The organism is Lacisediminihabitans sp. FW035 (assembly GCF_054880895.1).
The window spans coordinates 1,272,312-1,298,844 of record NZ_CM142187.1 but is presented as its reverse complement, the minus strand read 5'-3'; the positions used below and the strand labels follow the sequence as shown (position 1 = coordinate 1,298,844).

At 67.1% G+C, this 26,533-nt stretch carries 26 protein-coding genes, 1 tRNA gene and 1 riboswitch; of the genes, 13 read left to right on the top strand and 14 right to left on the bottom strand.

Translation table 11 applies throughout. The annotated features are described in order from the left end of the window. Positions 1 to 158 precede the first annotated feature (158 nt). Complete coding sequence (locus ACVXZ4_RS06260; RefSeq protein ID WP_461797375.1) at positions 159 to 2,618, top strand: HAD-IC family P-type ATPase; 2,460 nt, start codon at positions 159 to 161, stop codon at positions 2,616 to 2,618. On the opposite strand, the gene ACVXZ4_RS06255 is transcribed toward ACVXZ4_RS06260, so the two are convergent. Further along, on the bottom strand, positions 2,593 to 4,710 hold the full coding sequence (locus tag ACVXZ4_RS06255; RefSeq protein ID WP_461797374.1) for an MMPL family transporter: 2,118 nt from the start codon (positions 4,708 to 4,710) through the stop codon (positions 2,593 to 2,595). The genes ACVXZ4_RS06260 and ACVXZ4_RS06255 overlap by 26 nt on opposite strands. A gap of 62 nt (positions 4,711 to 4,772) precedes the next feature. Between ACVXZ4_RS06255 and ACVXZ4_RS06250 the strand changes: the two genes are divergently transcribed. After that, complete coding sequence (locus tag ACVXZ4_RS06250; RefSeq protein ID WP_461797373.1) at positions 4,773 to 5,249, top strand: MarR family winged helix-turn-helix transcriptional regulator; 477 nt, start codon at positions 4,773 to 4,775, stop codon at positions 5,247 to 5,249. 28 nt (positions 5,250 to 5,277) lie between these two features. On the opposite strand, the gene ACVXZ4_RS06245 is transcribed toward ACVXZ4_RS06250, so the two are convergent. From ACVXZ4_RS06245 to ACVXZ4_RS06235, 3 genes are read right to left on the bottom strand one after another with little or no spacing between them, the layout of a single operon-like run. Beyond that, a complete protein-coding gene (locus ACVXZ4_RS06245) occupies positions 5,278 to 5,538 on the bottom strand; it encodes a thioredoxin family protein (RefSeq protein WP_461797372.1) in 261 nt (86 codons plus the stop codon). 18 nt (positions 5,539 to 5,556) lie between these two features. Next, entirely contained in the window at positions 5,557 to 5,835 is a 279-nt protein-coding gene (locus ACVXZ4_RS06240) for an oligoribonuclease (RefSeq protein ID WP_461797371.1), read from the bottom strand. Positions 5,836 to 5,866: 31 nt separating this feature from the next. Then, positions 5,867 to 6,079, bottom strand: coding sequence for an SCO4848 family membrane protein (locus ACVXZ4_RS06235; protein ID WP_461797370.1), 213 nt, complete (start codon positions 6,077 to 6,079; stop codon positions 5,867 to 5,869). Positions 6,080 to 6,479: 400 nt separating this feature from the next. Here ACVXZ4_RS06235 and ACVXZ4_RS06230 point away from each other — a divergent pair, with 400 nt between their 5' ends. The 7 genes from ACVXZ4_RS06230 (at position 6,480) to ACVXZ4_RS06200 (ending at position 10,495) form a co-directional block, all read left to right on the top strand. After that, the gene (locus ACVXZ4_RS06230) at positions 6,480 to 6,917 is read left to right on the top strand and encodes a MarR family winged helix-turn-helix transcriptional regulator (RefSeq protein ID WP_461797369.1); all 438 of its coding nucleotides are present in this window, start codon (positions 6,480 to 6,482) and stop codon (positions 6,915 to 6,917) included. Position 6,918: 1 nt separating this feature from the next. After that, positions 6,919 to 8,166, top strand: a complete 1,248-nt coding sequence (locus ACVXZ4_RS06225; protein WP_461797368.1) for an MFS transporter — start codon at positions 6,919 to 6,921, stop codon at positions 8,164 to 8,166. A 71-nt stretch (positions 8,167 to 8,237) separates the two neighbouring features. Then, entirely contained in the window at positions 8,238 to 8,861 is a 624-nt protein-coding gene (gene orn, locus ACVXZ4_RS06220; protein WP_461797367.1) for an oligoribonuclease, read from the top strand. Between the two features lie 356 nt (positions 8,862 to 9,217). Continuing rightward, positions 9,218 to 9,290: transfer RNA gene (locus tag ACVXZ4_RS06215), tRNA-His, on the top strand. Between the two features lie 94 nt (positions 9,291 to 9,384). Beyond that, positions 9,385 to 9,669 carry an ATP-dependent Clp protease adapter ClpS gene (gene clpS / locus ACVXZ4_RS06210; RefSeq protein WP_461797366.1) on the top strand — a complete coding sequence of 95 codons (285 nt, stop codon included), beginning with the start codon at positions 9,385 to 9,387 and terminating at the stop codon, positions 9,667 to 9,669. Next, positions 9,666 to 10,145: a DUF2017 domain-containing protein gene (locus ACVXZ4_RS06205; RefSeq protein WP_461797365.1), complete on the top strand. Its 480-nt coding sequence runs from the start codon at positions 9,666 to 9,668 to the stop codon at positions 10,143 to 10,145. Before clpS ends, ACVXZ4_RS06205 begins: the two co-directional genes overlap by 4 nt. Next, positions 10,145 to 10,495 (top strand): metallopeptidase family protein, encoded by a 351-nt coding sequence (locus tag ACVXZ4_RS06200; RefSeq protein WP_461797364.1) that lies wholly within the window; start codon positions 10,145 to 10,147, stop codon positions 10,493 to 10,495. The genes ACVXZ4_RS06205 and ACVXZ4_RS06200 overlap by 1 nt, the downstream gene beginning before the upstream one ends. 71 nt (positions 10,496 to 10,566) lie before the next feature. Here the strand turns inward: ACVXZ4_RS06200 and ACVXZ4_RS06195 are convergent, their stop codons facing one another. Genes ACVXZ4_RS06195 through ACVXZ4_RS06180 form a run of 4 tightly spaced genes read right to left on the bottom strand, consistent with a single transcriptional unit; the run spans position 10,567 to position 14,012 of the window. Further along, positions 10,567 to 11,124 carry an AAA family ATPase gene (locus tag ACVXZ4_RS06195; RefSeq protein WP_461797363.1) on the bottom strand — a complete coding sequence of 186 codons (558 nt, stop codon included), beginning with the start codon at positions 11,122 to 11,124 and terminating at the stop codon, positions 10,567 to 10,569. Continuing rightward, on the bottom strand, positions 11,111 to 11,905 hold the full coding sequence (locus tag ACVXZ4_RS06190) for an energy-coupling factor transporter transmembrane component T family protein (RefSeq protein WP_461797362.1): 795 nt from the start codon (positions 11,903 to 11,905) through the stop codon (positions 11,111 to 11,113). The genes ACVXZ4_RS06195 and ACVXZ4_RS06190 overlap by 14 nt, the downstream gene beginning before the upstream one ends. After that, positions 11,902 to 13,386, bottom strand: a complete 1,485-nt coding sequence (locus ACVXZ4_RS06185) for an ABC transporter ATP-binding protein (protein ID WP_461797361.1) — start codon at positions 13,384 to 13,386, stop codon at positions 11,902 to 11,904. Before ACVXZ4_RS06185 ends, ACVXZ4_RS06190 begins: the two co-directional genes overlap by 4 nt. Positions 13,387 to 13,391: 5 nt before the next feature. Then, complete coding sequence (locus tag ACVXZ4_RS06180) at positions 13,392 to 14,012, bottom strand: ECF transporter S component (protein WP_461797926.1); 621 nt, start codon at positions 14,010 to 14,012, stop codon at positions 13,392 to 13,394. A 58-nt stretch (positions 14,013 to 14,070) separates the two neighbouring features. Beyond that, a riboswitch (TPP riboswitch) is annotated at positions 14,071 to 14,182 on the bottom strand. Positions 14,183 to 14,471: 289 nt separating this feature from the next. Between ACVXZ4_RS06180 and glgX the strand changes: the two genes are divergently transcribed. From glgX to ACVXZ4_RS06160, 4 genes are all read left to right on the top strand, one after another. Further along, positions 14,472 to 16,670: a glycogen debranching protein GlgX gene (glgX, locus tag ACVXZ4_RS06175; protein ID WP_461797360.1), complete on the top strand. Its 2,199-nt coding sequence runs from the start codon at positions 14,472 to 14,474 to the stop codon at positions 16,668 to 16,670. After that, positions 16,670 to 18,967: a malto-oligosyltrehalose synthase gene (gene treY, locus ACVXZ4_RS06170; protein WP_461797359.1), complete on the top strand. Its 2,298-nt coding sequence runs from the start codon at positions 16,670 to 16,672 to the stop codon at positions 18,965 to 18,967. Before glgX ends, treY begins: the two co-directional genes overlap by 1 nt. A gap of 7 nt (positions 18,968 to 18,974) precedes the next feature. Beyond that, positions 18,975 to 20,720: a malto-oligosyltrehalose trehalohydrolase gene (gene treZ / locus ACVXZ4_RS06165; protein WP_461797358.1), complete on the top strand. Its 1,746-nt coding sequence runs from the start codon at positions 18,975 to 18,977 to the stop codon at positions 20,718 to 20,720. Between the two features lie 219 nt (positions 20,721 to 20,939). After that, positions 20,940 to 21,404, top strand: a complete 465-nt coding sequence (locus tag ACVXZ4_RS06160; protein WP_461797357.1) for a phage tail protein — start codon at positions 20,940 to 20,942, stop codon at positions 21,402 to 21,404. Here the strand turns inward: ACVXZ4_RS06160 and ACVXZ4_RS06155 are convergent. From ACVXZ4_RS06155 to ACVXZ4_RS06130, 6 genes are all read right to left on the bottom strand, one after another. Next, positions 21,388 to 21,660 carry a hypothetical protein gene (locus ACVXZ4_RS06155; RefSeq protein WP_461797356.1) on the bottom strand — a complete coding sequence of 91 codons (273 nt, stop codon included), beginning with the start codon at positions 21,658 to 21,660 and terminating at the stop codon, positions 21,388 to 21,390. The genes ACVXZ4_RS06160 and ACVXZ4_RS06155 overlap by 17 nt on opposite strands. Then, entirely contained in the window at positions 21,657 to 22,619 is a 963-nt protein-coding gene (locus tag ACVXZ4_RS06150) for a Dyp-type peroxidase (RefSeq protein ID WP_461797355.1), read from the bottom strand. The genes ACVXZ4_RS06155 and ACVXZ4_RS06150 overlap by 4 nt, the downstream gene beginning before the upstream one ends. 24 nt (positions 22,620 to 22,643) lie before the next feature. Further along, entirely contained in the window at positions 22,644 to 23,906 is a 1,263-nt protein-coding gene (dinB, locus tag ACVXZ4_RS06145) for a DNA polymerase IV (RefSeq protein ID WP_461797354.1), read from the bottom strand. A 73-nt stretch (positions 23,907 to 23,979) separates the two neighbouring features. Next, positions 23,980 to 24,873: an oxygenase MpaB family protein gene (locus tag ACVXZ4_RS06140; protein WP_461797353.1), complete on the bottom strand. Its 894-nt coding sequence runs from the start codon at positions 24,871 to 24,873 to the stop codon at positions 23,980 to 23,982. Positions 24,874 to 24,945: 72 nt separating this feature from the next. Then, the gene (locus ACVXZ4_RS06135; protein ID WP_461797352.1) at positions 24,946 to 25,701 is read right to left on the bottom strand and encodes a M23 family metallopeptidase; all 756 of its coding nucleotides are present in this window, start codon (positions 25,699 to 25,701) and stop codon (positions 24,946 to 24,948) included. Between the two features lie 267 nt (positions 25,702 to 25,968). Next, on the bottom strand, positions 25,969 to 26,499 hold the full coding sequence (locus tag ACVXZ4_RS06130) for a DUF1697 domain-containing protein (protein WP_461797351.1): 531 nt from the start codon (positions 26,497 to 26,499) through the stop codon (positions 25,969 to 25,971). Positions 26,500 to 26,533: the final 34 nt, after the last annotated feature.

The window sequence follows — 26,533 nt, the reverse complement described above, 5'->3', positions numbered from 1 at the left end:
GGTCAGATCTGTCTACCGTCTGTCGGGCGGAGACTCCGCGCACCTTCCGCACCGTCGAGTAGATTGGGGCGATCGAGCCTTCAGCGAAGTCACTCCCCGGCGTCGAGCCTTCCCTCGCTCCCCGCCCTTCGGCTCTCCCCCCGGTCGATCCTTCGGAATTGGCCCTCCATGGTCTGAATGACGACCAGGTCGCGGCTCGGGTTCGTGCCGCAGCGACCAATACCCTCCCGTCCGGTTCGAGCCGCACACTCTGGCATATCGTTCGGGCCAATCTCTTCACCCTGTTCAACGCGGTCGTCGGCGCGGGCACACTCGTCCTGTTGCTCTTCGGCGACTGGCAGGACGGGATCTTCGGAGTCACCGCACTCGCGAACGTGCTGATCGGTGTGTTCCAGGAATTCCGCGCCAAACGCCTCCTCGATTCGCTCGCCCTTCTCGACGCAACACCCGCTCGAGTCCTGCGCGACGGTGAGATCCGCGAGATCCCCACGGAGGAGGTCGTGCTCGACGACCTCCTCGTTCTCCGGCAGGGCGACCAGGTGCCCGCAGACGCGATCGTCCTGAGCGAAGTCGGGCTCGAAATCGACGAGTCCCTTCTGACCGGGGAGACCGTGCCGAACGGAAAGTCCGTGCGGGACACGGTGCTTTCCGGGTCCGCCGTTGCGGGCGGCCACGGCACCGCCCGGGTCGTGCGGGTGGGCGCCGATTCGTATTCGAGCCGGCTCACCGTGGAAGCGAAACGGTTCTCCCTCGTCAATTCTGAGCTCCGCAACGCGGCCGATCGCATCGTGCGCTGGGTGAGCTGGGGCCTCGCTCCCCTGATCCTCCTCGTCCTGAACGCCCAAATGCACGCCGCAGGCGGATGGGATGCTGCGCTCCATTCCGGACGCTGGCGAGAGGCGCTCGTCGGCACCGTCGCAAGTGCGGCGAGCGTCATCCCGCAGGGTTTGATTCTCATGATCAGTATCGCGTTCGCTCTCGCCGCCGCGAAGCTGGCTCGATCCCAGGTGCTTGTGCAGGAGATCGCGGCGATCGAGATCCTCGCGCGGGTCGATACGATCTGTTTCGACAAGACGGGAACCCTGACCGACGGCGCCATCGTGTTCGATGACGTCCACGGCCTCGCCGATGCCGGCGGCGGCGGCGGCGAGAAGGGCGTGCTTGGCTGCTTCGGAGCGGACGTCGACGCAAACGCGACCGCTCGGTGCCTGGGTGATTCCTTCTCGGCCGGCGAGCTGCGGCCGAGCGATTCGGTTCCCTTCTCGTCAGAGCGCAAATGGAGCGCCCTGGTCATTCCGACCGGCGACTCGAGCGGCACGTGGGTGCTTGGTGCTCCCGAAATGGTCTTCCCCGACCTGGCCGGCGGGCATCCGGTGGTAGCCGAGAAACTGGTCGGCTTGATCGCGCTCGGACTCCGGACTCTCATTCTCGCTCATTCCGACGATTCGTCAGCCGTGCCTGACGTCCTGGCCCACCGGCTGCCCGAGTCGCTCAATCCCGTGATGCTCGTGACCTTCGCCGAGAAGATCAGGCCGGATGCGGCGCAGACGATCGCCTACTTTCGCGAGCAGGGTGTTTCGTTGAAGGTGATCTCCGGTGACAACCCGCGCACCGTCGCCGCGATCGCTCGTCGAGTGGGAATCCCGTTCGAGGGCAGCGGCTACGACGCTCGCGATCTGCCCGTCGACCCCGGCGAGATGGGCGAGATACTCGAGCTGAACACCGTGTTCGGTCGGGTGAGTCCCGCCCAGAAACGGGAGATGGTCGATGCGCTGCAGCGACGCGGCCATGTGGTCGCCATGACCGGCGACGGCGTGAACGATGCCCTCGCTCTCAAGGCCGCCGACATCGGGATCGCGATGGGAACGGGTGCGGCGGCCACGAAGGCGGTGGCGCGCATGGTGCTCCTCGACGGCAGATTCTCCCGCCTCCCGAATGTCGTCGACGAGGGGCGACGAGTGATAGAGAACATCGAACGAGTGTCGAGACTGTTCCTCACCAAGACCGTCTATGCGGTCCTTCTGTCGATCACCGTGGGATTCCTCCTGTGGAAATTTCCGTTCCTTCCCCGGCAGCTCGCTCCGACCGACGGCCTCACCATCGGAATCCCTGCCCTGTTCCTCGCCCTCGCGGTTCAACAGAAGCCGTACACCCCGGGATTCCTGAAGCGATCGCTGAGGTTCGCAGTCCCTGCCGGGCTGGCCACGACCGCGGCGATCGTGACGGTGCTGGCTTTCGCCCGCGCGGCGGGCGGCTATCCCCTTCGCGAGATGTCCACGGCGGCGGCGATCACCCTGTCCGTCGTCGGATTCTGGGTTCTGGTGGTGACGGCTCGCCCATCGACGACTCGGCGCATCCTGATGCTGATGGCCATGGCGACGGTGCTCGCGGCCTGTTTCCTTGTGCCGGTGGCACGGGAGTTCCTCGACTTCGCCGTCCCCACCGGAGCGCTGCTGGCGGTCACGTTCGGGGTCGCAGCCATCGCATGCGTCGCGGTCGAAGTGATCTTCCGCTCGCTCCCCCGCGAACCGAGCCACGCCGAACCGAAGAGCGCTGACCCCAACGGCGCTGACCCGACCTCTGGCGACTCGATCAGCGGCGCCCCGCCGCGACCGTAGACTCCGGCTCCTTCCCGCTCTCCTTCTCCACCGCCACGTGCGAGTGGGTGCGCCGATGAGAGGGCCACCAGAAGAAGTCCTTGGTGATGAACACCATCGCCGGCACAAGCACGGTGCGGATCACGAGGGTGTCGAAGAGAACCCCGATACATACGATCACGCCGATCTGGGTGAGGGCGACCACCGGCAGTACGCCGAGCACCGCGAACACCGCCGCGAGCAAGATGCCGGCGCTCGTGATCACGGCTCCGGTCGAGGACAGCGCGCGGATCATCCCCTCCGACGTGCCGTGGCGCACGCGTTCCTCCCGCGCCCGTGTCGTGAGGAAGATGTTGTAGTCGACCCCGAGCGCCACAAGGAAGAGGAAGGCGAAGAGGATCACGTTGGTGTTGAAGGCAGGGAAGCCGAGCAGGTGGGTGAAGATCCAGTTGGCCGCCCCGAGGCTGGCGAAGAAGGTGGCGAGCACACTGGCGATCAGCAGCACCGGCGCGATGAGCGATCGGAGCAGGATGGCGAGAATCGCGAACACGATCGCCAGGATGATCGGGATGATGAGATCCTGGTCGCGCTGAGAGGCCGTGAGACTGTCGAGCGCGGTGGCGTCGCGTCCCCCCACGATGGTCGTGCCGACCGCTCCGGATTCGTCAGCGTAGGCGGAACGCAGCTTCGTGATCGTGGCGAAGGCGGCGTCGCTTCCTGGAGCACTGGTGAGCGAGACGTTGAGCTGGGTGAGTCCGTTGGCGCTCTCCCCCGGGGTGACCGAGTCGACACCGGAAACGCCCGTGGCAATCGACGTGGCGTCTTCCGCCGCGCCCTCGGGGGCGAGCACTGTCGTCTGGCTGGTGAGCCCGGCCGAGAAGGACTTGTCGACGATCTTCTGCGCGACCACCGACTCCGGGTTGCCGAGCAACTGCTCGGTCTGCGAGAGCCCGACGGAGAAGCCGGACAGCCCGAGGGTCAACACCCCGACAACCGCGACGGACAGCACGGTGATCAGCACAGGGCGGCGCGAGACACCGCGGCCGAGGCGGGTCCAGAAACCGTCCTTCACCACGACGGATGCCTCGCGCACGCGGGGCACGAAGGGCCAGAAGAGTCCCCGGCCGCAGACCACGAGCGCCGCGGGCAGCACGATCAGGGCGAAGAGGATGGCCACGACCACTCCGATGGCGCAGGCGAAGCCGAGGGCGCGGTTGCCGGCCAGCTCGGCGAAGAGCAGGGTGATCAGGCTCAGCGCCACGGTGCCACCGCTGGCTGCGATCGCCGGTCCCGCGCTCTTCACCGCGGTGAGCATCGCGACCGAGCGGTCCTCGGTCTTCAGCAGTTCCTCCCGGTAGCGGGCGACGAGCAGCAGGGCGTAATTCGTGCCCGCGCCGAACACCAGCACCGACAGGATGCCGCTGACCGAGGCATCCAGTGCGATCCCGAAGGGCTTGGCGAGGGCCGAGACCACCGCTCCCGCGAGACCGTCTGCCGTGCCGACGACCGCGAGCGGCACGATCCACAGCACCGGGCTGCGATAGGTCACGATGAGCAGCACGGCGACGACGATCACGGTGACAAGGAGGAGCTTGAAGTCGGCCCCCGCGAAGGCGTTCGTGATGTCCGCCTGGAACCCGACGCCGCCGGTGAGGTAGCTGTCGAGACCGGAGGGGAGATTCTTCGCCGCGGCAGCGCGCAGGGAATCGGCAGTTCCGGCCACATCCTTGTCGACGGCCTTGGCGCTGAGAGGCACGACCGAGATAGCCGCCTTTCCGTCATCGCTAAACTGTGGCGCCGTGGCGCGGGGCGCGGTCGACAGCTCACCGAGCGCCGCGGCTCGGGTGGCGATCGCCCCACGGTCGGCGGAGGTGAGCGTAGCGTCGCCTCTGCTCCAGACGAGGATCGCCGCGGTCTGTTCCGCGGAAGGGAACTTCGCGAGCGCGGCATCCACCTTCGCGGCCTGGCTGCTCGAGGGGAGGCCGGTGCTGGGGAAGCTGTCGCCGGAATTCTTCGGCAGGAGGGAGAACAAGAGGCCCACGGCCACAATCGTTCCGATGAGCACGATCCAGGCCGTGCGCCGTCCGCTGATGAAACGCCAGATCGCCGTCACAATTCCTCCAACTTGATTGGTAGCTAGTCTTTTTAGCTATCACATCGTTTAGCATGGCTGCTATGGATGAATCGCGCAAGTCGATACCGCCGGACTCACTCCCCGGTTCGGGTGGCATCGGCGAGCAGCTTCATGAGATATCGTCGCTGTCCACGCAATTTCTTAAGCACGTCGGCCATTCCCTGTCGGTGAACGACACGGACCTCGCGGCGATGGAACACCTGATGACGGAGGGACCGCTGACTCCGAGCGACCTTGCTCGACGGCTCGCCATCTCCACCGCTGCGACGACAGTGGTGGTGGATCGCCTCTCGGCGCTCGGGCACGTCCATCGGGAGGCGCACGCGCACGATCGGCGCAAAGTGGTGGTCGTGCCGACCCCGGCGTCGGTCCAGGCGGCGTTCGACACGCTCCTGCCGATGCTCTCGGGGGTCGCCGGGGTCACGGCGCGACTCTCGGACCAGGATCGAGACGTGGTGTCGCGGTTCCTCGCCGACGTGATCGGTGTCTATCGGGGGGCCATTCCCGCCCGGGAGTGAGCCGGCAGCACGTCGGAGGGACTACCCGTCAGACGGCCTTCGCGAGCGCCACGAGCACCTGGTCGAGGCTCGGTGCACCTTCCGCGCGGAACACTTCCGCGTCGTCCGCGTCGAGCACGATCACGGTGGGCGTCGAGCGGATGCGGGCACGCTCGGCCTCGTCGGCGTGCGCCGCGACATCCAGCTCCGCGATCTTCAGGGAGGGCACGAGCTTCGACGCCTGGTCGAGCACGGCGCGTGTCTGGATACACGGATCACAGAACGCCGAGGAGAAGAAGAGAAGCTGCATGGTACCGACCCGGAGTGACTACTGGCGGTCGCCGCGATCTTCCGGGGCGTCGAAGGGCTCGCTGTCCTTCGCGTCGAAGGCGTAATTCACGTGGTACTTTCCGCCCACCTCGGTGAAGTCGACCAGGTTGTAGTCCGTGAGGGTCTCTTTGCCACCGATCGCGGTGAGCACGGTGATCTCGGTGTCGAAGCCGCCGTCGGTGGAGATGCGGGTGTCGATCTGCCCGTCATTGGGACCGCCCTGGTAGATGGCGATGTATTCGTCGCCGTGGGCAAGGGTCGGTTGCGCGTCAGTCATGCTCCATTAGTACCACGACCGGGTGGCAACCTCAGAAGAATGAGGCGATCGCCGCGACGGCGGATGCTGCGGCGATCAGGTACGCGATGCCAACGATCACGCGATGGACCGTGAGAAAGCGGGTCGCAGCGCCCGCAGCATCACGCGCCCGCGGGTCGTTCGCGACCCGGCGGTAGAACGTCGGCCACACCACCACGGTGAAGGCGGCATTGACGAGAAGCAGGATGGCGAGGGCGACGGTCACGCCCTCCAGCCTACGGTTGCGGTGCGAGGGCGGCCTGCTGGGGCCGACGAGGGGGCGGGCGGCGTGGTTGGGCGGCGCTGTTCCCGTTCGCGGATCAGGAGACGCGGGACGGATGCGGCGTGTCGCAGCCCCCTCCCCCGGCGAGTCGCCCGAAACTCCTGATCCGCGAACAGCGGGCGCCCTCCGGCAGCCTTTCCGCGCCGCCGAACGAGCAACTGCCAGCTCTCGGCACGGTTCCCGTTCGCGGATCAGGAGACGCGGGACGGATGCGGCGTGTCGCGGCCCCGCCCACCGGCGTGTCGTCAAAAACTCCTGATCCGCGAACAGCGGCCGCGCGTCTATAGCCGTCACAACCAGCACAACATAGCCAAACTATATAGTTTTGCTATAGACTTAGGGTATGCCTGAAACAGAACGTCCTCTCGTCGAGAAGCTGATCGTCGCAGCCAACCGCCTCACGAGGGTCGCCGCGCAAGCGACGGGGAGCACCACACCCGCCTCGGTGTGGCGCACCCTCTCGATACTCTCGAGCGACGGCGCCTACCGCATCGGAGACCTTGCAAAGGCCAGCCGGGTGGCGCAGCCGACGATGACCAAACTCATCCAAAACCTCGCGGAAAGCGAGCTGATCTACCGGGTTGCGGATGTCGCGGACTCCCGCGCCTGGCTGATCGCAATCACCGAAAAGGGCACGAACGCCCTTGCTGCCTGGCGCGTCGAAGTGGGAAACGCCCTCCAGCCGATGTTCGCCGACCTGAGCGCCGACGAAACGGACATCCTCGAGCAGGCCGTCGCCATCCTCGAATCACGAACCAACACCGCACGAAAGGTGGCCTGATATGGCCCACGAAAGATCCGCCGGAACGAGCATCCTGAAGCAACCGAAGGAGGTGTGGGCCGTCGCGTTCGCGTGCGTCGTCGCGTTCATGGGCATCGGCCTCGTCGACCCGATCCTGCCTGCCATCGCCCACGAACTCTCCGCGACCGCGGCGCAGACCGAACTCCTCTTCACGAGCTACCTGCTGATCACGGGCGTGATGATGTTCTTCACCAGCTGGATCTCCAGCCGCATCGGCGCCAAAAAGACCCTGATGATCGGCCTGGCCTTCATCGTCGTCTTCGCCCTCCTTGCCGCGCTGAGCGGCAGCGTGGAGGCTGTCATCGGATTCCGCGCCGGCTGGGGCCTCGGCAACGCGCTCTTCATCTCGACGGCGCTCGCGACCATCGTCGGGGCCGCCAGCGGCGGCACATCGTCCGCGATCATCCTGTACGAAGCCGCCCTCGGGCTCGGCATCGCCATCGGGCCGCTGCTCGGCGGACTCCTCGGCAGCGTGAGCTGGCGCGGGCCGTTCTTCGGAACCGCCGTCCTCATGGCTATCGCATTCGTGGCGATCGTGGTGCTGCTGGGCAAGGAAGACAAGTCGGCGCGGGTGGCGACGAAGTTCTCGGCGCCGTTCCGAGCGCTCGCAAACCCGGCCCTCGCGATTCTGGCCGCCGCTGCGCTGTTCTACAACATCGGTTTCTTCACGCTGCTCGCCTGGACCCCCTTCGCGCTCGATCTGCCGAAGGACTCCGCGGCAATCCAGCTCGGCCTCATCTTCTTCGGCTGGGGACTCTGCGTCGCGATCTCCTCTGTGTGGATCGCTCCGTTACTCACCGCCCGGTTCCGGCGCACGACGGCCCTCACGATCGTGCTCCCCCTGCTCACGCTCGACCTGGTGGCCGCCGGCATCTTCGCGGGCAGCGAAATCGGCCTCGTCGTCTGCGTGATCGTGGGCGGCCTGCTGCTCGGCATCCTCAACACGGTGCTCACCGAGTCCGTGATGGAGGCGACAGAGTTGCCCCGTTCGGTGGCGTCATCCGCTTACTCGGGCGTGCGATTCCTCGGGGGTGCCGCCGCTCCCCCGCTCGCCGCGCAACTCGCCGTCTGGTTCACGCCGTCCGTGCCCTACTACGTTGCGGGAGGATCGGTGCTCATCGCCGCCATCCTCGTAGTCTCGGGCGTGCGATTCCTCGGCCGGGTGAACAACGGACCAGAGGCGCTTCTCGAGGAAGCCGAGTCGATCGGAGTCGGCGAACTCGCCTGATGCCTCCCCCGCTACCGGTGCCGGGCCGGCCTCGAGCCGCCGGCATCGGTGCCCGACGATAGAATTCACGGATGCCAGCAAACACCGACCGCCTCGTCTGGATCGACTGTGAAATGACGGGGCTCGATGTGACGATCGACGAGCTCGTCGAAGTAGCGGTGGTCATCACCGATTTCGATCTCAATCTCATCGACCCCGGCTTCGACATCGTGATCAAGCCCGACAAGGCCGCGTGGGACAACATGGGCGAATTCGTGCGCGACATGCACACCAAGTCGGGTCTCATCGAGGCGATCCCGGACGGCGTGAGCCTGGCCGACGCCGAATTCGCCGTGATCGAGTACATCCTCAAATTCATTCCCGCGGAACAGCACGCACCGCTCGCCGGAAACACCATCGGCACCGATCGCACTTTCCTGGCCAAATACATGCCGCGGGTCGACAATCACCTGCACTACCGCAATGTGGATGTCTCGTCGATCAAGGAGCTCTCGCGACGCTGGTTCCCCCGCGTGTACTTCAACGCGCCGGCCAAGAACGGCGGACATCGAGCGCTCGCCGACATCCTCGAGTCGATCCGCGAGCTGGACTACTACCGCAAGGCCGTGTTCGTCGCCGATCCGGGGCCGACCACCGATGAGGTGCAGGCGGTCTCGGCCGCCGTGGTCGACAAGTTCCTGCCGCACCTCTCGTAGGGCGGCTGCCGCCACCGCATCCAACGCTGTGTGCGGCGGATGCGCCGTGCTGCGGATGCGCCGTGCTGCGGATGCGCCCCGGTGGCTGAGGACGGAAGTGTGCGTAGACACGCGGCAACGGTCGCTCGCAAAGGCGTGGCGCTGAACATTCGCCGTCGACCGTCTGGGCCGAAAATCTGCTGTTGAACGCTGCTTTCACCCGGAATCTGCTGTTGGACACGGCATCCGACCGCAGCCACCTGTCCCCGCGGCCCACCACCAGTCGACGCGAGACAGACGGCGGCTGAAAAACTTCTGCGGTTGTAATAAGCTTGCGGAGTTGTGTCGGTCGCGAATTATCGTGGACGGCACGCATGGTGGTCGTAGCTCAGTTGGTAGAGCGCTGGCTTGTGGAGCCGGATGTCGCGGGTTCGAGCCCCGTCGGTCACCCAGGGAACTGCAGATGATGCAGCAGAAGAATGGCCCCGCGTTCGCGCGGGGCCATTCCTCGTTCGGGTGGGTGGTCATATGCGAGGGTTGAACCATGAGTGACGTTCTCGAGCAGACCGAGCTGGTCGAGTCGACCGTGCTCGATTCGCCGTGGGTCACGATCGTGTGGAACGACCCGGTGAACCTCATGAACTACGTCTCGTGGGTGTTCCGAAGCTACTTCGGCTTCTCCCGGGCAGAGGCAGACGCTCGGATGCTCCAGGTGCATCACGACGGACGCGCGGTCGTCGCAACGGGCAGCCGCGAGGAGATGGAGCGCCACGTGGAAGCCATGCACGACTTCGGGCTGTGGGCGACCCTCGCCAAGGCCGACGAATGAAGGCGTTCCGCCGGTCGCGCCACCAGTTCGTCGCGGTCTTCGATCCCAATGAAGCCGCGACCCTGTCGATCCTCGCCGCCCAGGTGGCCTCCCTCCTCGAAGACCGCGGAGCCCACGAGCACGACCCGGCCATGCTGCGGCTGCTTCCCGACGCGTATCCGGATGACGCCGAGGCGTCGGCCGAATTCCGCCGGTTCACCGCCGACGACCTTGCCGGTCGCAAGGTCGCCAATGCCCGCCAGATCGTCGCTGACCTCGCATCCGCCGCCGGGTCCACCTCTGCCTCGACGGTGAAGGTGGATGCGCAGGCGGCCCAGGCCTGGGTGCGGTCGCTCACGGACATCCGGCTGACGATCGCGGCACGGCTGGGAATCGAGAGCGACGGCGACGACGGGTCGGGGGATCCCGAGCTGCTCGACCTCTACGACTGGCTCGGTTTCGTGCAGGGTTCGCTCGTGGACTGTCTGGATCGCTGATGCACTCGCTGAGCGCGGAGGAGTTCGAGAAGCTGGTGGTCGACGAACTCGACCTGCTTCCCGACGAGATGGTGGATGGCCTGGAGAACGTGGTCTTCGTCACCGAAGATCGGCCAGAAGACGGTTCGCTCGACCTGCTGGGGCTCTACGACGGTGTGGACCTCACCCGTCGCGGCAACTACGGTTTCGGGGAGCTGCCCGATCGCATCATCCTCTACCGGGAGCCGCTCCTCGCCGTCGCGAGTGACCTCGAGGAGTTGAAGGACCAGATCCACGTGACGCTCGTGCACGAGATCGCACACTTCTTCGGAATCGACGATGACGAGCTCCACGAGCTCGGCTGGGGCTGACTCGAACGTCAGGAGCAGATCGTTTTCTGCGGTGTGGGCACCGGCATCGCCTTGCGCGCATCACGGCGGGGTCAGGCCTCCGACGCCAGCCCGTCGACCAGTCGGGTGACCTCGTCGTCGTCGAGCACGACATCCGCCAGTCGCCACGGATGCTCGCGACTGCCGAACTCCCGCTCCTGCGCGGCCCAGCGATCCCAGTGCGGGGCGTAGGCCTCGCCGTCGCGGTCGAGGGCGCGCTGCTTCCTGGTCGGGGCGTCGAGCTCCACCCAGATGCCGAAGGTCGCGCGTGCGCGGTTGGCCCGGCTGAGGCATCCGGAGCCCTCGATCACGAGAGGACGGGACGCATCGAGACCGTGCCATTCGGCGGGGGCTCCCGTCGTCCAGTCCCAGCGCCGCCAGCCCGGGCTCACCGTCGCGAGCACGTCGTCGTGCACGGCCGCGCTCGCCGCTTCGAGCCCGTTCCAGCCGGGATACAGGTTGTCGAGCCGCACCAGCTGCGCCCCGAGCGCCGGTGCGAGCGCGGAGGCGAGAGTGGTCTTGCCCGACCCGGACCCCCCGTCGATGAGGATCACCGGGCGCGGCGTGAGACGGACGCGCGCGATCAGCGCGCGCGCGTCAGGCCCCGGCAAGGAAGTTCCAGTGCCCGGTGAGCACCGAGGTGCCGACGGCGGCGAGCGCGACGACGAGCGACACCGCCACGAGCATCCACTCTCGCGCGCCGAAGCGGGACTCCCGCGCCCAACTGCGCGGTATCGACGACCCGAATCCACGGGCCTCCATCGCGGTGGCCAGCTTGGTGCCGCGACGGATCGACAGAACCAGCAGCGCGAAAGCCTGGCCGGCGAAGCGGCGCAGCCGCCCGCTGTCCGCAATGCCCCGCGCACGACGGGCGAGTTCGAGCGACTTCCAGTCCTCGGCGAACAGCCCGACGAGCCGCAGGCCACCGAGCGCTCCGAGCACGAAGCGGGACGGAAGACCCAGCACCTGGGCGAGGCCGTCGGCGAGGTCGGTCGGATCGACGGTGACGAACAGCACGACCGCGGGCAGTCCGATGGCGAGCACCCTCAGCAGGGTCGCGATGGAGAGTTCGATCGACCCGTCGGTGACGTTCACCAGCAGGAATCTCCAGTGGCTCTCGCCGGATGCCCGTCCGTAGAGCAGGATGGTGGCCGCCGCGAAGACCGCCGCGATCGCCACCGGCAGGGTGCGGCGCACGAACCGCCTCGGCCCGAGACCGGCAAAGGAGAACAGCACCGCTTCGCAGGCCAGCGCGACGGATGCCGATACCCAGTCGATCGAGAGCACCAGCGCGATGCCGATCACGGCCGTCGCGGCGAGCTTGGCCACCGGGTTGATGCGGTAGATCGCCCGGGTTCCGGCGGTGGGGGTGAGGATGTCGGCGGCGGTCATCGGGGCGGCCTCGATTCGAGGAGATGACCGGCAAGGGACATCCGCAGTTCTGAGTCGGCGAGGGCGTCGACGAGCTGGGCATCGTGGGTGACCGCGATAACGCTGCCGCCCTCGTCGAGGAGCTCGGCAAGGAAGGCGACGAGTTCCGCCCAGGTGCGGGAGTCCTGGCCGAAGGTCGGCTCATCCAGCACAAGGAGCGGCGGCCGAGTGACGAGCACGGTCGCGACGGAGAGCCGCCGTTTCTCGCCGCCCGACAGGGTGAAGGGATTGGCTTCGGTGAGGTGGCCGAGTCGTAAGCGCTCGAGAAGCGGATCGATGCGCCGCGATGTCTCCTCCTCCGAGAGGCCGATCGCCCGCGCTCCGATCTCGAGTTCCCCGGCCACGGTGCCGCTCACGAACTGGTGCTCCGGGTCTTGGAAGACGCTCCCGATCCGGGTGACGAGTTCGCGCGACTTCCAGCGAAGGGGATCGGTGCGGAGTCCGCGAGCCAATCCGTCGGCGACCACGCGTCCATCGATCGCCGGCAGCAGGCCGCCGAGGGTCAGGCCGAGGGTGGTCTTGCCGGCCCCGTTGGGGCCGGTGAGGGCGATGCACTCCCCCGCCCGCGCGACGAGATCGATGCCGCGCTGCAGCGCCGACGATCGACCGATGGCGAGGGCATCGGTGTGCAGAAGCGTGTCACCCGCGCGTCGCCTGCGGGACGGATGCCGCGGTGGATACCCCGGAACCCAAACTCCCGAGGCTGCGAGCGCCGCCCCCTCCCTCCGCAGCACGTCGTCGGGTGCGCCGTCGGCCAGCACGCCCCCACCGGGGGCGAGCACGACGACGCGATCGACGAGCGGCCACCACACATCGACGCGGTGTTCCACTACGACAAGCGTGCTTCCCGAGGCATCGAGCGCGCGCGCGACGGCATCCCGCACCTCGATCACGCCGTCCGGATCGAGGTTGGCGGTCGGCTCGTCGAGGAGCAGGAGGCCCGGCTGCATCGCGAGCACGCCAGCGAGAGCCAGTCGCTGCTTCTGGCCACCGGAGAGCCCGCTGGTGGGGTGCCGAAGTGGAAGGTCGAGCCCGACAGCGCGCAGCGACTGCTTTACCCTCACCCATATCTCGTCGCGCGGCACCCCCAGGTTCTCGCAGCCGAAGGCCACGTCGTCGCCGACGCGGGCCAGAACGACCTGGGAATCCGGATCCTGCAGCACGAGTCCGACCCGGCCGCGGGCTCTGGCGGCATCCGTGTCGCCGAGCAGCAGACGACCCTCGGATTCCCCCTCCTCGTCACCGCCGAGCACTCCGGCGAGCGCATGCACGAGCGTGGACTTCCCGGCCCCGGATGCCCCGAGCAGCAGCACCCGTTCGCCGGGCTCGATACGAAGGTCGAGGTCGCGTACCGCCCAGTCCGCGCGCCCGGCATGGCGCCATCCCCATCCCCGCGCGTCGACGGAGAGCGGCGTCACGCGTGTTGTCGGGAGAGTGGACATGAGCGTCAGCGCGCGGCGAGCCGACCGGACGCGAACCGGCTGAGCGCTCCCGTTCGGGCAAGCCCGCGCACGATGAACCACGATCCGAGGCCCGCGATGACCGCGCCGGACAGGATGCCGGAGACGGTGTAGATCGCCTGGAATGCCGGTCCGGATGCGAGGTAGTAGCCGACGATGTCGTTGACGGCCATGGCGAGGCCGGCCGCGGCACCGGCGAGCATCGCCACCACCACATTCCAGCGGTGGTACAGGAAGACCAGGAAGATCAGCTCCGCGCCGAGACCCTGGACGAGGCCGGCCTCGATCGTCGCGAATCCTCCCCACTGGGCGCCGAGCAGTGCGGAGACGATGGCGGCAACGAGCTCGGTGAACAGCGCGGCGCCGGGCTTGCGGATGACGAGGCCTCCGAGCACGCCAGCGAACAGCCACAGCCCGTAGAACATCGCCTGCGACCCGGGAAGCAGCGCCTCGAGGGGAGCGGTGACCGGCGCATAGACCTGGTTCCAGGCGAAGAAGACCAGCGCGCTCGCGACTCCGAGCACGCTCGCGACCACGATATCCACCACCCGCCAGCGCGGGTCGAGGCGGCGAATGGCCGGTCGGAAGGATGTTGCGGTCGCGTTCATCGTCGTGCCCCTGTCGGTAGTGAGGGCACGGGTGTGGGATGCCGCGGATGCGACGACCCGGAGAGAAAAGCTGCCTCCCTGCGCTGGCATGATCCAGATCAGGTTCGACGGTCGGAGCTTGGAGAAGCTCCCTCTCAGCCCGGCATCACCGGACTCCCGTGTTCGGCGATAGTCTACCGCCCCGAGTGACACCTTCCCCGTGCTTCCCTGCCTCCCTCCTTCAGAACCGAGACTCATTCAGAACCGGGCCGCGCGAGCCGAATCGGCAATCGAACGGGGAGACGTTGCGACTTCACGGCGCGCAAAACCTCAACGTTTATCACGTCGATTCGCGCCATCCCCCGGCATTCCACCTTCTCGCCGACTTGTCAAGGCTCCCCCCGGGTTCGACCTTGGCGGCACGCGCAGGATACGGTGAAAGCGCCCGCAGAGCGAGCCCGATCGAATTGAGAGAACCCCATGGAAACCTGGCCCGGATCCGCCTACCCCCTCGGCGCCACCTTCGACGGCAGCGGCACCAACTTCGCTCTCTTCAGCGAGGTCGCCGAGAAGATCGAGCTCTGCCTGTTCGACGACGACGGTATCGAGACCCGGGTCGAGCTGATGGAGATCGACGCCTACGTCTGGCACGCCTACCTTCCTCAGGTGCAGCCGGGTCAGCGCTACGGCTACCGCGTCTACGGTGAATACGACCCGGAATCCGGCAAGCGCTGCAACCCCAACAAGCTCCTGCTCGACCCCTATGCCAAGGCCACCTGCGGGGACTTCGACTGGGATCCGTCCCTCTTCGCCTACAACTTCGGCGACCCGCTCTCGCGCAACGACGACGACTCGGCGAGCCACACGATGATGGGCATCGTCATCAACCCCTTCTTCGACTGGGCCGGCGACCGTCATCCTCGAGTGCCGTACAACGACACCGTGATCTACGAGGCCCACGTGAAGGGCCTCACCGAGCTTCACCCCGATATCCCGGCGGAGCAGCGGGGAACGTATTCCGGGTTGTCTCATCCGGCGGTGATCGAGCACCTGCAAAAGCTCGGCGTCACCACGCTCGAGCTCATGCCGGTGCACCAGTTCGTGCAGGATTCGACCCTCCTCGACAAGGGCCTCCGCAACTACTGGGGCTACAACACCATCGGGTTCTTCGCGCCGCAGAACAGCTACTCGTCCACGGGTGATCGCGGCCAGCAGGTGCAGGAATTCAAGGGCATGGTGCGGTCGATGCACGACGCCGGCATCGAGGTCGTGCTCGACGTGGTCTACAACCACACCGCGGAGGGCAACCACCTCGGCCCGACGATCTCGTTCAAGGGCATCGACAACCGGGCCTACTACCGCCTGGTCGAGGACGACGAGCAGTTCTACATGGACTACACGGGCACCGGCAACTCTTTCAACGTGCGCCACCCGCACTCGCTGCAGCTCATCATGGACAGCCTGCGCTACTGGGTCACCGAGATGCACGTCGACGGGTTCCGTTTCGACCTCGCTTCCACTCTCGCCCGCGAGTTCTACGACGTCGACAAGCTCTCGACCTTCTTCGAGCTCGTGCAGCAGGATCCGATCGTCTCGCAGGTGAAGCTCATCGCCGAGCCCTGGGATGTCGGCCCTGGCGGCTACCAGGTGGGCAACTTTCCTCCCCAGTGGACGGAGTGGAACGGCAAGTACCGCGACACCGTGCGCGACTTCTGGCGCGGAGAGCCCTCGACCCTCGGCGAGTTCGCGGCACGTCTCACCGGCTCGGCCGACCTCTATGAGGGCGATGGGCGTCGGCCCGTGGCATCCATCAACTTCGTCACAGCCCACGACGGCTTCACCCTCGCCGACCTGGTGTCGTACAACGAGAAGCACAATGACGCGAACGGTGAGGACAACAAGGACGGGGAGTCGGAGAACCGCTCCTGGAACTCCGGGGCAGAGGGACCGACGGATGACCCGGCGGTGCTCGGTCTTCGCGCCCGCCAGCAGCGCAACTTCCTCGCGACCCTGCTGCTCTCTCAGGGTGTGCCGATGATCCTTCACGGCGACGAACTCGGCCGTACCCAGCAGGGCAATAACAACACCTATGCCCAGGACTCCGAGATCTCGTGGGTGCACTGGGATGCGGCGGATGCCCCGCTCACCGAATTCGTGGCCGCCGTCACCCGGCTGCGCAAAGACCACCCCACTTTCCGCCGCAAGAGCTTCTTCGATGGCCGGCCGGTCAAGCGCGGAGCGGGTGAACCTCTCGCGGACATCGTCTGGCTGACTCCGGGCGGCGAAGAGATGGAACCTGACAATTGGGACTCCGGATTCGGGCGTGCCATCGGTGTATTCCTCAACGGGAATGGGATCCAGGGTCGCGACCAGCGCGGCCAGCGCATCACCGACCTGAACTTCGCGATCTTCTTCAACGCGGGCGACGAATCGGTGGACTTCACCCTTCCCTCCGAGGAGTTCTCGGGGTCGTGGGAGATCGTGATCGACACCTCCGGCGAGCTCGCCGACACCGAGCCGCGCAAGGCGAAGGATGTGCTCCCGGTCGTGGCGAAATCCCTGGTCGTCATGCGCGCATGGGTGGCCCCTGAGGTGGAGATCGATCATTCGGTCGCGGCCTCGCTCAGCGCCCAGGCCGGCACGCAGGCCGCCGCGCCGCGCATCCCCGAGGCTCACTGATGCGGGTTCCCACCTCCACCTACCGGCTGCAGATCCGCGAGTCTTTCGACCTGGATGCGGCGGCGGCCATCGCCGGTTACGTGCACGATCTCGGCGCGGACTGGCTCTACCTCTCCCCCATCCTGAAGGCGGAGGAGGGATCGGACCACGGCTACGACGTCGTCGACCACTCGCTCGTCGACCCGGCGCGCGGGGGCCGCGAGGGGTTGGATGCCGCCTCAGCGGCCGCCCGCGCGCTCGGGCTCGGCGTGCTCATCGACATCGTCCCCAACCATGTCGGTGTCGCCACTCCGAAGCAGAGCGTCTGGTGGTGGGACCTGCTCACCCACGGACGACAGTCGCGCTATGCCGAGGCCTTCGATGTGGACTGGGTCTTCGGCGGCGGCAAGGTGCGCATCCCCGTGCTCGGTGACGAGCCGGAACCGGGGTTCCAGATCATCGACGGCGAGCTCGCCTACTACGACAATCGCTTCCCGCTCGCCCCCGGCACTGCACATGACGGAGCGTCGCCGGCGGAGATCCACTCCCGCCAGAACTACGAGCTGATGAACTGGCGCCGGGCGGATGCCGAGCTCAATTACCGCAGATTCTTCGCCGTGAACACGCTCGCGGGCATCCGGGTCGAGACGCCGTGGGTCTTCGACGAGTCGCATGTGGAGATCATCCGCTGGATCACCGAGGGGCTCGCCGACGGGCTTCGGGTGGACCATCCTGACGGCCTCGCCGACCCGGCAGGGTATCTCGACGCCCTCGCCGCGGCCACCGACGGGGCTTACGTACTCGTGGAGAAGATCCTCGAGGGCGACGAACAGCTGCCCACCTCCTGGGCCGCCTCCGGCACCACCGGCTACGACGCCCTCGCGGATGTCGACCGGGTACTCGTGGATCCGGCCGGGCGTAAGGCACTCGACGCGCTCGACTCCACCCTGCGCGACTCGACCGAGCCGGTCTCCTGGACCCGGCTCATCCACAGCACCAAGCGAGCGATCGCGGACGGCATCCTGCGCTCGGAGGTGCTGCGTCTCGAACGCGACCTCGACCTTCCCGAAGCTCACGAGCAGACCGCGGATGCCCTCGCCGAGCTACTGGCCTGCTTCCCGGTCTACCGTTCCTACCTGCCCCTCGGTATCGAGCACCTGCACGAGGCCGTGCGGCTCGCGAAGGAATACCGTCCGGAGCTCTCCGAGCGCATCGACGAGCTTCTCCCGACACTCAGCGACCCGAGCCACCCGGCCGCGATCCGCTTCCAGCAGACCTCGGGGATGGTGATGGCGAAGGGTGTCGAAGACACCGCCTTCTACCGCTACACCCGGCTCGGATCCCTCACCGAGGTGGGCGCGGACCCCAGCGAATTCTCGATCGGCATCGACGAGTTCCACCGGCGGCACCAGCTGCGGCAGGCGAGCTTCCCGTCATCGCTCACCACCCTCTCCACCCACGACACGAAGCGCGGGGAAGACGTGCGGGCCCGCATCAGTGTGCTGGCCGAGATCCCCGCCGAATGGGAGCGGGCGCTCGGCGAACTGCGAGCCGCGGTGCCACTCGGCGACGGCCCCCTCGAGTCACTGCTCTGGGAGGCGATCGTGGGAGCCTGGCCCGCCAGTCGCGAGCGCCTGCACGCGTATGCCGAGAAGGCGGCACGGGAAGCCGGCAATTCCACTCGGTGGACCGCACCGCGGGAGGAATTCGAAGCGCGGATGCATGGACTCATCGACTCCGCCTTCGACGACCCGCACGTGGTCGGCATCCTCGAGCGCGTGCTCGATGCCGTGCGTCAGCCGGGCTGGTCGAACTCGCTGTCGGCCAAGGTCATCCAGCTCACCGCCCCCGGCGTTCCGGATGTCTACCAGGGCAGCGAACTGTGGGAGACCTCCCTCGTCGACCCCGACAACCGGCGCCCGGTCGACTTCGACGAACGACGGCTCTACCTCGCCGCCATCGATGCCGGAGCGCACCCGCCGATCGACCAGTCGGGCGCTGCCAAGCTGCTCGTGACCTCGCGCGCCCTGCGCCTTCGCCGCGATCGTCCCGAGTTCTTCACGCGTTATGCCGCGATCGAGGCCTACGGTTCTGCGGCAAAGCACGTGGTCGCGTTCGACCGCGGAGAAGCGTTGACGCTCGCCACCCGTTTGCCGATCGGGCTCACCCGGGCGGGCGGCTGGGGCGATACCTCTGTGATCGTCGCCGGACGCCCGGTGACCGACCTCTTCACCGGCCGGCAGTTCGAAGGTGGGACCCTTCTGCTCTCCGAGGTGCTCGAGCGGTACCCTGTAGCACTGCTGGTCCCAAGCGAGTAGGACGATGATGACCCCTCAAGAGCCGACCTTCGACATCTGGGCCCCCGCGGCCTCGACCCTCACGCTGCTCCTCGACGGAGAACGGCACGAGATGATTGCGACCACCGGGGGCTGGTGGACCGCGCCGGAGGGGCTCTCCGGCGGCGACTACGGCTATCTGGTCGACGGCGATGAGACGGCACTCCCCGATCCGCGCAGCCGGCGCCAGCCCGAGTCCGTGCACGGGCTCTCCCGCACCTTCACCAGCGATTTCGAGTGGACCGACGCATCCTGGACCGGGCGCCAACTCGCCGGGGGTGTGATCTACGAGCTGCACCTCGGCACCTTCAGCCCGGAGGGCACCCTCGACTCCGCGATCGAGAGGCTCGACCACCTCGTCTCGATCGGGGTGGACTTCGTGGAGCTGCTTCCCGTCAACGGGTTCAACGGCGACCACAATTGGGGCTACGACGGAGTGCTGTGGTACGCCGTCGACGAGAGCTACGGCGGGCCGGCCGCGTACGAACGATTCGTGGATGCCGCCCACGCGCGCGGTCTCGGCGTGATCCAGGACGTGGTTTACAACCACCTCGGGCCGAGCGGCAACTACTTGCCGCGCTTCGGGCCATACCTCCGCACGGGCTCATCGAACACCTGGGGCGATTCGATCAACCTGGATGAGCCGGCCGTGCGGTCGTACATCGTCGACAACGCACTCGGCTGGTTCCGCGATTTTCATGTGGACGGCCTTCGCCTCGACGCGGTCCACGCCCTCGTCGACGAGTCGCCGAAGCACATCCTGCAGGAACTCTCCGAGGAGACGGATGCCCTGTCGGCCGCGCTCCGACGCCCGCTCACCCTCATCGCGGAGTCCGACCTCAATGACCCGAAGCTCATCACCCCGCGCGAGGGCGGCGGTGGGGGCTATGGCATCACCGCCCAGTGGAGCGACGACTTCCACCACGCCGTCCACGTGGCCCTCACCGGGGAGACCACGGGATATTACGCCGACTTCGAGCACCTCGACGCCCTTGCAAAGGTCGTCACCCGCGGATTCTTCCACGACGGCACCTACTCCTCGTTCCGAGAGCGCGACCACGGGCATCCGATCGATATCGAGAACATGCCGTCCTGGCGTCTCGTCGTGGCCAACCAGAACCACGACCAGATCGGCAACCGGGCGATCGGCGATCGCCTGAGTGCGACGCTCGACGCCGACCAGCTCGCGATCGCTGCAGTGCTCACGCTCACCGGCCCGTTCACCCCGATGCTCTTCATGGGCGAGGAGTGGGGCGCCACCACGCCGTGGCAGTTCTTCACCTCGCATCCCGAACCAGAGCTCGGGGCGGCGACGGCGGAGGGTCGCATCCGGGAATTCGAGAAGATGGGCTGGGACCCCGCCGTCGTTCCGGACCCGCAGGATGCCGAGACTTTCCAGCGCTCCAAGCTCGACTGGGGCGAACTGGCGCAGGGTGACCATGCCCGACTCCTCGAGCTCTACCGCTCGCTCGCCCAGCTGCGCCGTGATCGACCGGACCTCACCGACCCGCGGATGACGCGCATCAGCACCGAATTCGACGACGACGCGAAGTGGTTCGCCCTGCACCGCGCCGGGTCCGCCGGCGGTGGCACCTCCGTCGTCGTCAACTTCGCCGACTTCCCGGTCGCCCTGCCGTACGGCGGCACGCTGCTGCTCGCCACCACCCGTTCGGTGGCGGCCTCGTCGTCTGAGATGCTGCTCGGGGCACGGTCGGCGGCGATCGTCGCGCGGTGAGCGGCCGGGTGTCGCGGCGCTCAGATCCCGGGGCTCAGCTCGCGGGGCTCAGGCGTCGCGGGGCAGCTCGCGGGGCACAGGCGTCGCGGCGGGGAAAAACACTCGCGGAGGGAGGCACCGCCCCGTCCGCGAAGAGGTTCCGCCTCCGCGACCGCGCGGATCCCCCGCCAAGTCGCCTCCGCGGCGCACTACAATCGCAGGGTCGAAGAGGGAGCTCACATGCGCAAGGTCGTTGATTTCGAGAACGTCTCGATCTCCGGGCTCGAGTCGAGCCCGGTCGCGCCCGCGCTGGCGGGCCTTCGGTCGAATGAGGCCCGCTACTTCAAGAACAAATACGACCACGTCTTCACCGTCGGGCCAGCGAAAGAGGAGACCGATGCCCTCGACTGGGCGACCCGCATTCTTGCGGAGGAACGCGACATCGTCATCTCTTCGCCGCCGCTGGAAGTGACCTCCTTCGAGGTCGGCGGCTACCGCATGGTCTATGTGTTCTACGAATCCGGCCTGGCGATCAACGTGATGTACGCGCTGGATGACGGAGGCAAGCGAGCGGTCGGATTCAAGCTCTCCGAGGGCATGGAGATACCCGAAGAGCTCGCAACCCGGTTCAAATTCGCCCGGCAGAAGTCGAAACTCGCGGGCGTGATCCGCGGGTCTTTCTTCGTGATCAAGAACCAGTACTGACCGCGTCTACACCGAAGGCGTAGTCGAGCTCATCGCCGTCGGGATCGAGTACGGCGGACCTCAGGAAACCCTGTGATCCATCGAGGGCGATCGCCGCGGAGTTCCGCAAGTGCACCCTGAGGCGGAAGCAACTCCAGCATCCGTTGCGCTCGCGCTCGTCCACGAGAGCGACCACGCCGACGACCGTCTCCTCGCTGAGGATCGCGAGCGGAGGCCAGTCCGGGCCTGCGGAGCAAGGGTCGGGACCGTGTGTCATTCCTCCGCGGCGAGCGACTCGAGCACCTCGAGCGACGGCACGAAGAAAGTCGAGCCGGTGATTGCGGTGGAGGCGTCCAGGATGCGGTCGTACTCCCCCACCGGGTCTCCGATGAACATGCGGCGCAGCATCTGCTCGATCACCCAGAGCTCGCGCGCATAGCCGATGAAGTAGGTGCCGAATTCGCCGTTCCCGGGGCTTCCGAACGGCATGTTGTCGCGGAGGATGTCGTGCTCGACGCCGTTCGCGTCGACGATCGTGTTCAGCGACTTGTGCGACTTGCGTTCTGTCGGCGGCTGGTCGAGCTCCACATTGTCCAGCTTCGTGCGCCCGATCACATGCTCCTGCTGCTCCGTCGAGAGGGACGCCCAGTGGCCAAGGTCGTGCAGGTACTTCTGCACGACGACATAGCTTCCGCCAGCGAATCCGGGATCCTCGTCACCGACGAGGGAGGATTCGGCCATCGATGAGCCGGTCGGATTCTCGGTACCGTCGACGAATCCGAGCAGGTCGCGGGAGTCGAAATACCGAAAACCTTGCGTCTCGTCGGCCACCTCGACGGCAGATCCGAGCTTCTGCAGCAGGAGCCGCTCGAGCTCGAAGCACAGGTCGGGGCGCTCGGCCCGGATGTGGAAGAGCAGGTCGCCGGGAGTGCTGACCGCGGTATGGACCCCTCCCCGGATCTCCGCGAAGCGTCGCAGTTGCGCCGGGCGGTTCGGTTGATCGAAGCGATCCCAGGCCGCCGCCCCGATTCCGACGTTGCAGGACAGGTGGCCGTTCAGGTCGCGGAATCCGACCGCCCTCACCAGTCCGCCGATGTCGGAGATGACCTCGCGCGCTGTCGCGACGGCCTCTGCGTCCTCCGCGATGGTCACGACAAGGAACACCGCGGCGGTCGAGAGAGGGGCATTGACGCTCTGTGGTTCGATCGGGGCGCGGCCCCAGGTCCCGTCATCCATGAACCGAGTGTAGGACGGGAGCGGTCAGCGCGGCGGCTCGTAGTCGATCCGGTGCGCGTTCTGCGCGTCACCTCGCGGAGCCTTGGCCTTCAGCAGGGATGCCGGCCGCAGCATCCCGCGACCGAAACGCGCGGTGACGGCGTCGATGGTGTCTTCGGCCTCTCGCCAGTCCTCGTCGTCGTCCCAGAGCCCGAGTTGCTGGCCGTCACCCTCGGTGAGCTGTTCCATGCGCACCCCGATCAGCCGCACCGGATTGTGATGGCCGAGCGCCTCATAGATCGTCCGCACCTCCTCGTAGATGCGGCGACCGACGTCCGTCGATTCGGCGAGGGTGCGCGACCGGGTGATGGTCGTGAAGTCGTCGTAGCGCAATTTGAGCACGACGGTGCGCCCCACCCAGCCGGCCGTGCGCATCCGCACCGCTACGGCGTTGGCTTGGCGCAGGAGTTCCCGGCGCAGTTCGTCGGCGTCGACGGTATCGACCTCGAAGGTCACCTCGTGCCCGACACTCTTCTCGACGGATGCCGTGGTCACCGACCGCGGATCGCGACCGTTGGCGAGGTCGTGCAGCTTCTGCCCCGACGCATCCCCCACCGCGCGTTGCAACGAGGCCAGCGGGGAGCGGGCGATGTCTCCGATCGTGCGAAGGCCGCGACGTGTCAGTGCCTCCTCGGTGACCGCACCCACACCCCACAGGGCTCCGACGGGCAGCGGATGCAGGAAGGCGAGCGTCTGGTCAGCCGGCACGACGAGCAGCCCGTCGGGTTTGGCCCGGCCGGAGGCGAGCTTCGCCACGAATTTAGTGGATGCCGCTCCCACCGAGCAGGTGAGCCGCGTCTCCTGCTGCACCCGCTGACGGATCAGCGTCGCGACCTCGGCGGGGTTCCCGATGAGGCCGGCGCCCGACACGTCGAGAAACGCCTCGTCGATGCCGAGCCGCTCGACGAGCGGAGTCACATCGTCGAAGATCTCCATCACGAGCGTCGAATAATGCCGGTACTTCTCGAAATGCGGCTCGAGCACGATCGCCTTGGGGCAGAGCCGAAGCGCCTGCGAGAGCGGGATGGCCGATCGCACGCCGTACTTGCGAGCGGGATAGTTCGCCGCCGTCACCACCGAGCGCATCGATTTTCCGGCGACGACCACCGGAAGGTGGGCGAGCTCGGGGCGATCGAGCAACTCGACGGACGCGAAGAAGGCATCGAGGTCGACGTGCAGGATGGGAGCCGAGCTGCTGTCGACGGAGGTCGCGCTGACCTGGCGGTCACGCCCGTCCTGCTTGCTCATCGGTTCGGTCTGCTCATCGGTTGCGTCTCATTCCATGAGCGAATCTACCCTCGACGGACGACAGCGGCGGCGGTCAGAGCAACCCGAGCCTGGCGAGTCGTTTGCGGGCGGCATCCTCCGAGGTCGAGCTGCGCCCAAGAAGTCGGCCGACGAGCACGAGGACGAGGCGTGTGGCTGTTATCGCCGGCCACCAGGGACGACGGAGCCCGAGCATCCGGCGGTATTCGACGGGGATCGACGCCACTGCCCCGGCGAACAGGATGTTGTAGGCCGGACGCATGCCGCGGGGAATGCCCGGTCGCCGGATGAACCGTACGGCCTCGGCCACCCGATCATCGCTCTTGAGGATGCCGGCGGTGCGGAAGCCGTCCAATTGCGATCGCAATTGCGATTCCGAGGCCGGCGGATCCACGACTCCGACGAGCTCACCCGCCTTCGTCCACTCGCGCACGTAGCGGTCGGCGCCCCCGGGGATGGGCGCGCCCCAGATGAGATGACTTCCGAGAAAAGCGTCCGTGAACACGACGTGCACCCATGACAGCAGTTCGGGATCCCCCGCGGCGTAGGGGCGTTCGATCCCGTCCGCGTCGATGTACGTCCCCGTCACGCGATCGTGGAAGCGTCCCACCCGGTTGGATTCCCGGATCGCCATCTCGGTATCCGAGAAGGTGACCCCGATCAGCCACTGGATGGTGCCGGAGAGCCGGCCGAGTGGATCCTCCTTGTAGCGGGACCAGTCGTGCACTCCGGCCATCGCTCCCGGGTGAAGGGTCTGCATCAGCAGCGCACGAATGCCCGCGACAAGGGTAGCCATGCCTCCGTGCACCGCCCAGGATGCGGAGCCGACTCCGAAGAATCCGGCGTCCTCACCCTCTTCGATCTGCTTCACCCAGTCCGGGCGCCCGGTCGAATTGCCGGTGAATGCGGAGAGCACCCGTGACCGGAACGGGGCGGCGAGATTGGTCACCTTCGCACGTTATCCAACGAGCCTGAGAGTGACGTTCAGCTAGCTGACTAGTTTCGGAGACTTGCGGTCGCCTCACCCGAGACGGGCGTGCATCCAGGCGACCGGGTCGACGGGAGAGGTGCCTCCGAGGCGGATCTCGAAGTGCAGGTGGGCACCGGTGCTCGCGCCGGTGCTCCCGACGAGGCCGATGGGTTCTCCGGCGAAGACGACGTCACCGACCCGAAGTTTCATGGATCCGACCTGCATGTGGCCGTACGCACTCGTGACGACCTGGCCGTCGATCACATGCTGGATCGCCACATGGATGCCGAGCGCGGCCCAGCCGGGGTTGTTGGTCTCGACGACCACTCCGGCGGCGATCGCGTGCACGGTCGCTCCGTAGCCGGCGTCGTAGTCGGCGCCCTCGTGATTGGAGGAGCACCCCGCGCACGGCGAAGCGCGCGGCCCGAATCCGTCGCTGATCGGGCTCGACGGGTCGACGGGCCACTGCAGCGGTGGGGGCACCGTGACGCCGTAGGCATCGCGAGCAACGGCCGCGACCGGAGCGATGTCGGCGACAGTGAGACTCTGCAGCGGCAGTGACCGCACCGGGGCCGTCGCGGTCGCCGCCGCGTACGCGGGTACCCCGAGCCCGACGGCGATCACCACGGCGAACGTCGCGGCGGCCGCCGAGACTCCCCCGCGCACCGCCTTCACGGCGCGGACATGACGCAGGTTGCGCACCGATCGGCCGTTGAGGGCCGGGAGTTCGGGGCTGTGCTCGGCCGGAACGGCAGGGAGGGCGCGAATTCGGGCGCGCGCAGAGGAATTCAGGGATTGTTTTGGCAAATGAGGATCTCCGATTGTCCGCGCCGACGTTTTCGCTAGGTCGAAAACGTCGCAACGGGCGGCGACACGGGGTCGCGCGGCGGCTGTCTCCCGGTACGGGATGCTTCCCGATACTGGTGGGAAGCGGGCTATCGACTGGTTCGCTGACTGGCGGAATGGTCTCACCGTCGGAACTCTCGTGGCGTCGATGCCGTCGTCCAGCCTTGGGGACGAACCTCCGCGTTGCCTGTGAAGGAGTGGTCGAAGGCCCTCCCGCGCGTGGCGGAATCAGCGGTCGAGAAGAGCTCGCAGCTTCTGCACGGTGTTCCAGTTCCGGGCCGTTACGGGAGCATCGAACTGCCTCCAGAACGCCTTCGGCACTCGGGTCTGGAGGCTGCCTTCGGGCATCCACTGGTACACCGCGGCGGGGCCGACCGCCAGTCGCTCTGGCGCGAGGATGTCGGCGTCCGGGAGCTCGAGCCCGGTCGGCATCGAGGTCACGAAGGTGACGAAGCTCTTCGATCCGTCGGTGGCGATGTCGACGAGAGGATTGGCGTCGAGGATGTCCGAAAACGACTGGGAATCCCGCAGGAGCACGCTGGATTGCACTCCGGTCGCCGCGAGAACCCCCGCCTCGATGCGTTCCGCGGCATCACGCGACACCGCGGTACGCGACTCGAACACGACGTTGCCGCTGCGGAGAACGGTGGCCACCTCGGTGAAGCCGAGCGTGGTGAAGACCGAGGCGAGATCCGCCATCGGGATCGCTTTCGCCCGGCCGACGTTGATCCCCCGAAGGAGGGCGACATATCGGGGCATGAGACGAGGCTAGCGATGCCGACGAGATGTCGGG

Coding starts and splice junctions, on each gene's coding strand:
- clpS (WP_461797366.1), top strand. CDS start 9,385: ATGAGTGACGTTCTCGAGCAGACCGAGCTGGTCGAGTCGACCGTGCTC.
- ACVXZ4_RS06245 (WP_461797372.1), bottom strand. CDS start 5,538: ATGCAGCTTCTCTTCTTCTCCTCGGCGTTCTGTGATCCGTGTATCCAG.
- treZ (WP_461797358.1), top strand. CDS start 18,975: ATGACCCCTCAAGAGCCGACCTTCGACATCTGGGCCCCCGCGGCCTCG.
- ACVXZ4_RS06190 (WP_461797362.1), bottom strand. CDS start 11,905: ATGACCGCCGCCGACATCCTCACCCCCACCGCCGGAACCCGGGCGATC.
- ACVXZ4_RS06200 (WP_461797364.1), top strand. CDS start 10,145: ATGCACTCGCTGAGCGCGGAGGAGTTCGAGAAGCTGGTGGTCGACGAA.
- ACVXZ4_RS06155 (WP_461797356.1), bottom strand. CDS start 21,660: ATGACACACGGTCCCGACCCTTGCTCCGCAGGCCCGGACTGGCCTCCG.
- dinB (WP_461797354.1), bottom strand. CDS start 23,906: ATGAGCAAGCAGGACGGGCGTGACCGCCAGGTCAGCGCGACCTCCGTC.
- ACVXZ4_RS06150 (WP_461797355.1), bottom strand. CDS start 22,619: ATGGATGACGGGACCTGGGGCCGCGCCCCGATCGAACCACAGAGCGTC.
- ACVXZ4_RS06185 (WP_461797361.1), bottom strand. CDS start 13,386: ATGTCCACTCTCCCGACAACACGCGTGACGCCGCTCTCCGTCGACGCG.
- ACVXZ4_RS06225 (WP_461797368.1), top strand. CDS start 6,919: ATGGCCCACGAAAGATCCGCCGGAACGAGCATCCTGAAGCAACCGAAG.
- ACVXZ4_RS06205 (WP_461797365.1), top strand. CDS start 9,666: ATGAAGGCGTTCCGCCGGTCGCGCCACCAGTTCGTCGCGGTCTTCGAT.
- ACVXZ4_RS06160 (WP_461797357.1), top strand. CDS start 20,940: ATGCGCAAGGTCGTTGATTTCGAGAACGTCTCGATCTCCGGGCTCGAG.
- ACVXZ4_RS06180 (WP_461797926.1), bottom strand. CDS start 14,012: ATGAACGCGACCGCAACATCCTTCCGACCGGCCATTCGCCGCCTCGAC.
- treY (WP_461797359.1), top strand. CDS start 16,670: ATGCGGGTTCCCACCTCCACCTACCGGCTGCAGATCCGCGAGTCTTTC.
- ACVXZ4_RS06240 (WP_461797371.1), bottom strand. CDS start 5,835: ATGACTGACGCGCAACCGACCCTTGCCCACGGCGACGAATACATCGCC.
- orn (WP_461797367.1), top strand. CDS start 8,238: ATGCCAGCAAACACCGACCGCCTCGTCTGGATCGACTGTGAAATGACG.
- glgX (WP_461797360.1), top strand. CDS start 14,472: ATGGAAACCTGGCCCGGATCCGCCTACCCCCTCGGCGCCACCTTCGAC.
- ACVXZ4_RS06250 (WP_461797373.1), top strand. CDS start 4,773: ATGGATGAATCGCGCAAGTCGATACCGCCGGACTCACTCCCCGGTTCG.
- ACVXZ4_RS06230 (WP_461797369.1), top strand. CDS start 6,480: ATGCCTGAAACAGAACGTCCTCTCGTCGAGAAGCTGATCGTCGCAGCC.
- ACVXZ4_RS06130 (WP_461797351.1), bottom strand. CDS start 26,499: ATGCCCCGATATGTCGCCCTCCTTCGGGGGATCAACGTCGGCCGGGCG.